Genomic DNA, 8,623 nt, shown 5'->3' on the forward strand with positions numbered 1-8,623 from the left:
AGATTATTAAGATAATTCTGTCATCATTATCATTGTAAAGCATATTCTGTTTTCATGCACAAAAAAAATTCCTACATTGTTCTACAACAACACAGGAATTTCTAAGTCGAATTATAGCGATTTTTGTTTAATAATCTCGACCTTTCCCAGAATCTGTTATCTCAATAAGCTCTTCCGGGTATGGTTCGAAGTATGTCTGACGAAGCAAATATTCTTCTTCAAAACGAATTGTCCAAGAACGAAGCAGTGCTAATATACTGCTTAGCGGAATTTTCTTCTCTACATATTTGTTCAAGAGGGATAGAAAATGCTCTTTTTCTTCCTTCTTCAGCTTATCTTTAAAATAGCCGAATATATGCTGACATACATTTATATGAGATGTATAACGCGCAGTGCGATTTAGTATTTCATACAAACCTTGTTCGTATGCAGCAAATACCTCACGAATCGGGAGCTTTTGATGATTGGCTACAATGCGGCCGATCTCCTTCAGCTTCGTCTGATTGTACGCCATAAATAAGTATTTGTTATCCCCGTGAAACTGTACAAGCTTTTTCATGCTCGCTTCTTTCTTTAGTTCCTTGAAGGCTGCAACTGTAAACAGCTTCGTGAAAAAATGCTCGCGAATGGTGAAATTTTTCAATCGACCTTCTTCTTCGACCGCTAAATGTCCGAATTTCTCCATCACTGCTCTCCCGAACAATCCGCTCCCTTTTCCTAAAGCCGGCGCCTTATTCGAACTAGCGTAGATTTTCACGTCACGGGTTCCACAGCTCGGTGAGCGGCTTTTCAAAATAAACCCGTCAACCGGCAATGCAGAAAGGAATTGCTCTGAAAAAATCGCCATCGCTTCTGTAACATCTTCTCCTGTCGAAGGCTGAACTAATTTTAATGTTCCCAGGTCATCTACGATACGAATCGTCTCGCGGGGCGTGCCAAGTCCGATTTCCACTTCAGGACATACAGGAATAAAATGGACATGCGGCATTAAGCTTTTTACAATTGGATCTGAAATCACATCACCGTTATATCGGCACGCATCGAATTCCAGACATTTACTTACTACAATTGTTGGTTTGACAAAAATTTTCATATGTCCCCCCGGGGTGTTAAACCGTGCAAAATAAACTGTATCGTATATTCGATTTCTGCTTCATCGTCCCAACTCGCTTCGGGAAGCAAAAGAAAACGCGTGAGCAAAAAACCGGCGAGAGAAGAAACTGATAATCTTATTATGGTTGCGGCAGGTATTTCAATTACGTCCCCTTGCTTTTGAAATTGCTGAATGATCCCTACAAAGCGGGAATACAGTTCTTTTTCAAATACATTTTGCACTTCTTGCTTCAACTCCGGATGAAATGGAACTTCCTGAATGAGAATCTTTAAAATCGGCATGTTTTTGCGGGCAAACTCAAATCTGTTTCGGATGACTGTGCGCAAAAATTGCTCATAGGAATCATATGAATCCTCAAACACTTGCTTTGCGAAGCTTTGAATGAAGAAGGGCGCAGCGAATTTCGTAAGCGCCGGTAAAACGATTGCCATGAGCAGTTCTTTCTTCGTTTTGTAATACCGGAAAATGGTTCCCTCGGCAACGCCGGCCTTTTTGGCGATCTCATTTGTGGATGTGGAAGCATACCCTTTCTCTGAGAACATATCGACGGCGGCCTGCAAAATCTTTATCTGCTTTTCATTGCGCTTATCTGTATCCGCAGCAGCGATAAGTTCTTCCAGCCAATCTTCCTTCATGACTATCTCCTTTTTTCATTTTATTATATTCTTCGATGTTTTTTCAGCGCAAATACATTCCCTATCGCAAATACGAGAGAAAATAGAAAAAGAATGCCTAAATCTCCGGCAATAGAACCGAACCCTTCATTGCGGATCATAATTTCTCTCATTGCATCTGCACCGTACGTGAGCGGAAGTAGCTTTCCAAGCCATTGCAGCGCTTCACTCATGGAATCTATCGGGAACAGCCCGGAGAAAAACAACTGCGGCACGACGATCAACGGGATAAACTGAATCATTTGAAATTCATTGTTCGCATAAGCCGACAAAAACGTTCCAAGTGTAAGCGCAGTCAGGGAAAGTGCACATGTCGTAAGCCAAATGCTCCATATCGATCCTATCATATACATATTCAAAACATAAATCGAAAAGCTCACGATTAAAACGGACTGTAAAATAGCGAAAATGCCGAACCCGATAATATAACCGATAACAATTTCCCACCGGCGAATCGGCGTGGACAGCAGCCGTTCCAAAGTACCGCTTAAACGCTCTCGAATGAACGCGATACCGGAAAGAAGGAACACAAAGAAAAAGGAGAAAAATCCAATCAATACCGGTCCCAAGCTGTCGAACATGCTGAAATCCTTTGAACCGTGATAGTAGAAAATATCCGGTTTTGCTTGATTAGGCTGTTCTGTACTTTGCTGCAGCACTTTCAAGACAGCGCTGTTTTTGGACGGATCGCTCCCTTCCAGCGTTACGGCGATTTTGTTGTTGCTCCCCTGGATGATTCCGTCAATATCCCCGTTTTTTATTTTTTCCTTTGCCTTCGCTTCGCTGTCTTCTGTAATGACCGCATTTTGTTTTTTCATCGCGTCCATAAACTGTGCTGGTACATTTACCAATGAAATTTTAGGCTTATACGCGTCGGATGCGAACACGAGAGAAAGAAGCCATAAAACCAAAACAGGAGCGCCGAACATTAAAGCCAAAGACCGTTTATCCCGGAAAAACTGCCGAATAATTCGTACGACGAGTCCGTATATTCTCATGCTTGCACCGCTCCTTCCATTAAGAAAACATCTTCGAGTTTACCTGTGGATGTCTTTGCTTTCAGTTCCTCCGGTGTACCGATTGCCAATAGCTTGCCGTCACGCAATAAGCCTAAACGTTCACAATACTCCGCTTCATCCATAATGTGCGTCGTAACTATAATCGTTGTTCCGTTCTTGCTCAGGTTATGAAATTCTTCCCAAATTGACTTTCTGAGAACAGGATCGATGCCGACAGTCGGTTCATCCAATATAAGAAGCTCCGGTTCATGCAGCAAAGCCATGGCTAGGGACAGTCTTTTTTTCATCCCTCCGGAAAATTCATGCACAGGACGCTTTTGATGTTCTGTCAGATTCACTAAAGCAAGCACATCTTGTATTCTTTTCTTTTTATGCGCTCCTTTTAATCCGTACATTGCTGCGATGAAATCCATATTTTCATACGCTGAAAGCTCCCCGTATAAAGCATCTGCTTGCGCCATGTATCCGATTTTTTTCATGCCGTTTAAATTCGGCATGTTTGTGCCTAGTACATTAATTATTCCCGCAGTCGCCTCAGTGATGCCGGCGATCATTTTAATGAATGTGGTTTTCCCCGACCCTGATGGCCCGACTAATCCAAAAATTTCTGATTTCATTACGGTAAGTGAAATATTGGAAATTACTTCTTTTTTACCAAAACGTTTAACTGCTTGGTTGATCGTTACCGCAAGTTTATTTCGTTCCATTTTGGTTCCCCCCTTTATAAAATAAGTGAGTACTCACTTTTTATTGTATTATATTCTATGCATAAGTCAACGAAAATTACCATCTGTCGAGCGACGCAATAGTTACTTTTCCTTATTATGCATTTGTAATTCTCCCTTCTGTATTCGATCTTTCTTTTTCCAAGGACAATAACTTTGTTTTCATCTCCAAGCCACCTCGGTACCCAGTTAACGCACCATTTTTACCAATAACACGATGACAAGGAACAGTAATTAAAGCCGGGTTGGCACCAATAGCCGTTCCCACTGCACGCACTGCATCCGGTTTTTCAATGTGATTTGCAATATCTGAATAAGAGTACGTTCGGCCATATGGAATTTTACATAATGCATCCCAAACAGATAATTGGAATGGTGTACCATGTAAATCGGCTGGTACTGTAAAGCTTTGACGTTTCCCTTGAAGATACTCTATCAACTCGATTACATAAGATTTTAATTTCTCATCGTCTTGTATCAACACATGATTGGGAAGACGATTTTTAACCCACTCGGCTAGTTCATCAAATGGTTGATTTTGAGAACTAACATAACAAAGTCCTTTTTCGGTCGCAGCTACATATATTTTCCAGTCTTCGTGAACCAAACGTGTCCAATAAACTGATTGATTATTTTTTATTTCCATGTTCCTATCCCTCCATTGGATTTTTTTTTGTTATTTAATTGACGATACTCTGTTGGAGTAAGTCCTGTTTTCTGTTTAAATAAGGTGACAAAATACGGCATATTTGAAATGCCTACTGCTATGGCAATCTCCATCACGGTTTTATCTGAAGTAGTCAGGTATTCAATCGCTTTCGAAATTCTTATTTCTTGTGTATATTCAGTTGGAGTAATTCCTTTAATTCGCTTAAATGTCCGTTGCAAGTGATAAGGGCTTCCGTGAAATAAATCAGCTAGTTTGTATTTTAATGCTAAAGAATCATCAAGAGCTTCCCCTCGGTTAAAATAATAGCACGTTTATACACCCTGTTCAGTCTAATACCTTATTTTAATAAAGACGCCATCCTTTCCTATAATTCTACAGGGGGTACCGCCAGCATTTCGGAAAAAAACCACGCTAAGCAAATTCGACAAAAAGATCCGGACTTTACCCCGCTAAGGATAAACCGGTGTTGTTTTGAAATAAAGTTTGATCAAAAACATCTCACAAACCTGTATTTTATGGTAAATAAGAAGAAGCCATTTTGAAAAAAAGATTAATCAAAATGGCTTCTTCTCTAGCATATTTAAGTTTCGATTTTATAAAAAAGTTTGATCATTTTCTACCTTTGATCTTAAACAAAAGCGCCCGATTGTTGAAGATCTTAATTACTATGTCTTGTTGAACTAACGCCCGCTTTAGCTTAAGTACATTCCTTCACAATCCCCATCTATTTTAACATTAATATCCAATTTCCTTTAGAAGAGATCCTCCACAATCTGGCCCTTTAACGGAACAACTTATTGTCACTCAACAGTCCCTTAATCGATCTTTCAATTCAGATGTTCTTTTCCTTTTCACTATAAAAACACCCCTTTAGATAACCATATCCAAAGGGGTGTTAGTTGTTCTGTTTAGTTAGCTTTACTCATTTCTATTGGATGAGGGATTGAATGATTTTACTTAGTTCATATACCCCTTTTTCTAAATCGTTAAGTGAAGCGTAAGCATATGATAAACGTATATATTGCCCTTCGTCTTGCCCATAGATAGATCCTGGATTTAAAAGGACTCCTTTTGCTAAAGCAAGGCTGTACAGAGTTCGCATAGACACTACTCCTTTTATACGAATCCAAATAAAGAGTCCCCCTTGAGGTACTTCCCACGTAGCTAAATGCTGTAAATATTGTTCAAGCCATCTTATCAATGCATCCCTGCGAGTTTTCAACTGCTTTCGCACTGAAATTACATGTTCTTGATAAAAACCACTACTAAGCCAGTTAGTAGCAATACGCTGAGACAAAGAGCTTGATCCGTAATCAGATTGCATTTTAATGTCGGCCAAGTGATTAATAACAGATTGCGGACCCACAAGCCAGCCAATTCGCAACCCTGGAGTAAGCGTCTTGGATAGGCTTCCTAGATAAAGAACTTGACCGTGTAAATCTTTTGCTTTTAAAGCTAAAGGAGGTTCTTTATCAATCCATAACTCTCTATAAATATCATCTTCAATGATAGGAATCCGTTCTTCTTTACTAATTCTTAAAAGCTCATTTCGTCGAGTATCCGACATAACACATCCAGTTGGATTATGAAAGGATGGAATAGTGTATATTATGCTTCTTTGATGCTTTTTCTTTTGAATTGGAATAGATTGTGTGAGCATACCTTCATTATCTATAGGTACTCCAGCAAGAGACATACCTGCAGATTGAAATACATGTAAAGAGTAAAGATAAGATGGCTTTTCAAGTAAAACAGTAGATCCCGGCTTTAGTAGTCCTATAGAAATAAGGTGTAGAGCTTGTAAAGCACCTGAAACGATGAGAATAGAATCAGGCGACACTTGAATCCCCTGAGATTTTAGGTACTCACTAACTGATTGACGTAAAGGTAAGAATCCTTTTGGTTCTTCATAGCCAAATGTTCCTATTTCATTCGCCAAATCCTTTATACTCTGTTTCATCTGAACCAGAGGAAACATATCGGGTGATAACTCCCCTTTACTAAGTTGTATAAGATTAGAGTTAGACTCAGCCTCATTAATCTGTTGCACAACTATTCGGCTAGGTTTATGAACTCCAACATTAACCTGGTCATTCCAATTTTTCGGTTCATTTGTTAGCAATGACCAGGTGTTATTTGTCACAATATTGCCCATGCCCATTTTCCCCTCAATAAGCCCCTCTGCCTGAAGTTCCTCAAGTGCAGTCACAACTGTACTGCGGTTGACCTTAAAAATGGTAGCCAATTTGCGTTGACTATAGATTTTACTTCCAATTGTCCACTCACCTGTCGCAATCTTTGATTTTATGTATTCCATGATTTGTATGTATTTGAGTGTCTTATCCTCTCTATCCTTATTACATTGGTCCATCTCAGATATATCTCCTTTTTAAAGTGGTTGGGTTTTTATCTTGTCACTGGTTGAAGACATTGTATCAAGCAAAGACTATGATGAAAAGTGTAAACAGCAAACATAAAAGTGGTTGGGTTTTTATAAGGAGGGAGGAAAGAGTAATGAAAATATCCAATATGGCTATCTTGATTTCTCACTTATTCATCATATTGCTGTGGGCTTCAGCTTTTCCTGGCATTCGTATTGCCCTTCAAGGATATAGCCCAGAAGACCTTTCTTTGTTACGCTTATTAATAGGATCCTTCGTGTTAGCACTTTTTGCTATTGCCACTCGTATGAGACTACCGCTAGTAAAAGACACACCATTTATTATATTACTTGGTGGGCTAGGGTTTACAGCGTACTATATGGCATTAAACTATGGGGAGAAGTTTGTAAATGCTGGAACTGCAAGTTTGCTTGTTTCGTTAACTCCTATTTTTACAGCGATCTTAGCTTGGATCATCTTTCGAGAACACATAAGTTTGTGGAGATGGTTCGGAGGAATAGTCGCATTTTCAGGAGTAACCCTGCTCTCTTTGGGGAATTCAGGTGATTTTTCATTTCATAAGAGTGCACTCTTTATCTTGGTGGCCTCCATTGCTGAAAGTCTGTACTTTGTACTACAGAAGCCATATCTAAAGAAATATGGTTTCCTGCCTCTTGCTTGCTATACCACTTGGGGAGGTACCCTCTTAATGTTAATTTTCCTCCCTGGATTATGGAATTCTATTACAAAAGCTCCACAAGAAGCAACATGGAGTGCTTTATACTTAGGAATGTTCCCTACAGTCTTACCTTATATACTATTAGGGTTTCTTATCACACATAGAGGAGCTTCAGAATCTACAAGCTCTCTTTACCTCACTCCTCTTTTATCTTTCGTTATCGCTTGGGTATGGTTAGGAGAAACACCCACCCTAATGACGATTATAGGAGGCATTATAATTTTGATGGGTGTCATGTTAACCACCATTCAACCTGACACAGTTAAGATAAAAGAGAAAAAACAGTCATTTAAACTAAAAAAGATTTTCAGAGAAAGCAACATGAGGAAACAACGTAATTACGAATAAGTGTAAAGAAATGGTATTGTTATAAATTAAGGAGGCGGAATTATGAATATATACCAAGCAACAATAACGGATCTGAAAGGTGTTTCTCATTTATTTAATTTATATCGTATCTTTTATAAACAACCTTCTGATTATGAGGATGCCGAATCCTTCATTTCAGACCGCTTAAAAAATGAAGAATCTGTTATTTTTGTAGCAGTTCATGAAGGAGAATACCTAGGCTTTACTCAGTTATATCCCTCATTTTCTTCCGTTTCTATGAAGAGAACATGGATTTTAAATGATTTATATGTGCAAGAGGAAGCAAGAAAACAAGGAATAGCTCAAGCCCTTCTAGATAAAGCAAAATTGCATGCTATTCAATCTAATGCCAAATCATTAGAACTTCAAACCGCTCCTCATAATACGAATGCGCAAAAATTGTATGAAAAGAATGGCTATCAAAAGGATACTTCTTTCCTAAATTATTCTTTAAATTTGATGTGAATGTAAATAAACAAGGGAGTGCATATCTTTAAATGTAGGCGGAATTACTAGTTTAAAGAATGAGTTCCCAGGTTGTTGATAAAGATGCATCAGCACTTACGTGCTGGTGCATCTTTGTCATAGTTTCAGCTTTTTATGTCGAAATTTGCTTAGCGTGGTTTTTTTCCGAAATGCTGGCGGTACCCCATCGCCATCAACCTAACGAAATTAAATACCCCCCAAAACGAAAAAAATGCGCTATTCTTTCTGTAGAATCATAGAAAAGGATGGCGTTTTTTGATGGATATTTCAGATGAGTTACAACTTTTTTCTCAAGAGCTAAAACGGAACCTAGCACCCCAAGCTCTTCAAGAGCTTGCAAGAGAAACCGGATTTACAAAACGTAAGAGTAAGTATCAATCTCAGGAATTGGTAGCACTTTGCGTGTGGCTGAGTCAAAAAGTCGCAAGTACATCTTTAACACAGTT

The 8,623-nt window shown here is 38.9% G+C and carries 8 protein-coding genes and 2 pseudogenes; 3 read left to right on the forward strand and 7 right to left on the reverse strand.

The genetic code is table 11. The features are described 5' to 3' along the window. Positions 1–127: 127 nt before the first annotated feature. The 7 genes and pseudogenes from H540_RS0108485 to pdxR all read right to left on the reverse strand — a co-directional run bounded on the left by H540_RS0108485 (position 128) and on the right by pdxR (position 6,573). Positions 128–1,093, reverse strand: a complete 966-nt coding sequence (locus tag H540_RS0108485) for a YbgA family protein (protein ID WP_028400268.1) — start codon at positions 1,091–1,093, stop codon at positions 128–130. Then, a complete protein-coding gene (locus tag H540_RS0108490) occupies positions 1,090–1,749 on the reverse strand; it encodes a TetR/AcrR family transcriptional regulator (RefSeq protein ID WP_028400269.1) in 660 nt (219 codons plus the stop codon). The genes H540_RS0108485 and H540_RS0108490 overlap by 4 nt, the downstream gene beginning before the upstream one ends. A 23-nt stretch (positions 1,750–1,772) precedes the next feature. Beyond that, positions 1,773–2,786, reverse strand: a complete 1,014-nt coding sequence (locus tag H540_RS0108495; protein ID WP_028400270.1) for an ABC transporter permease — start codon at positions 2,784–2,786, stop codon at positions 1,773–1,775. Further along, the gene (locus tag H540_RS0108500) at positions 2,783–3,514 is read right to left on the reverse strand and encodes an ABC transporter ATP-binding protein (protein ID WP_028400271.1); all 732 of its coding nucleotides are present in this window, start codon (positions 3,512–3,514) and stop codon (positions 2,783–2,785) included. Before H540_RS0108500 ends, H540_RS0108495 begins: the two co-directional genes overlap by 4 nt. 115 nt (positions 3,515–3,629) lie before the next feature. Next, positions 3,630–4,178, reverse strand: a complete 549-nt coding sequence (locus tag H540_RS0108505; RefSeq protein WP_028400272.1) for a methylated-DNA--[protein]-cysteine S-methyltransferase — start codon at positions 4,176–4,178, stop codon at positions 3,630–3,632. Next, positions 4,169–4,453, reverse strand: a pseudogene (locus H540_RS29255) (helix-turn-helix domain-containing protein); the annotation flags it as partial. The pseudogene H540_RS29255 and the gene H540_RS0108505, both read right to left, overlap by 10 nt. Positions 4,454–5,130: 677 nt before the next feature. Next, the gene (pdxR, locus tag H540_RS0108515; RefSeq protein WP_028400273.1) at positions 5,131–6,573 is read right to left on the reverse strand and encodes a MocR-like pyridoxine biosynthesis transcription factor PdxR; all 1,443 of its coding nucleotides are present in this window, start codon (positions 6,571–6,573) and stop codon (positions 5,131–5,133) included. A 143-nt stretch (positions 6,574–6,716) separates the two neighbouring features. Between pdxR and H540_RS29260 the strand changes: the two genes are divergently transcribed. From H540_RS29260 to H540_RS0108530, 3 genes and pseudogenes are all read left to right on the forward strand, one after another. Beyond that, on the forward strand, positions 6,717–7,670 hold the full coding sequence (locus tag H540_RS29260; RefSeq protein WP_051317037.1) for a DMT family transporter: 954 nt from the start codon (positions 6,717–6,719) through the stop codon (positions 7,668–7,670). A 42-nt stretch (positions 7,671–7,712) separates the two neighbouring features. Continuing rightward, a complete protein-coding gene (locus H540_RS0108525; protein ID WP_028400274.1) occupies positions 7,713–8,156 on the forward strand; it encodes a GNAT family N-acetyltransferase in 444 nt (147 codons plus the stop codon). 279 nt (positions 8,157–8,435) lie between these two features. Continuing rightward, positions 8,436–8,623, forward strand: a pseudogene (locus tag H540_RS0108530) (IS4 family transposase); the annotation flags it as partial.

The sequence above is a fragment of the Ectobacillus panaciterrae DSM 19096 genome, assembly GCF_000430785.1.
GTDB lineage: Bacteria > Bacillota > Bacilli > Bacillales > Bacillaceae_G > Ectobacillus > Ectobacillus panaciterrae.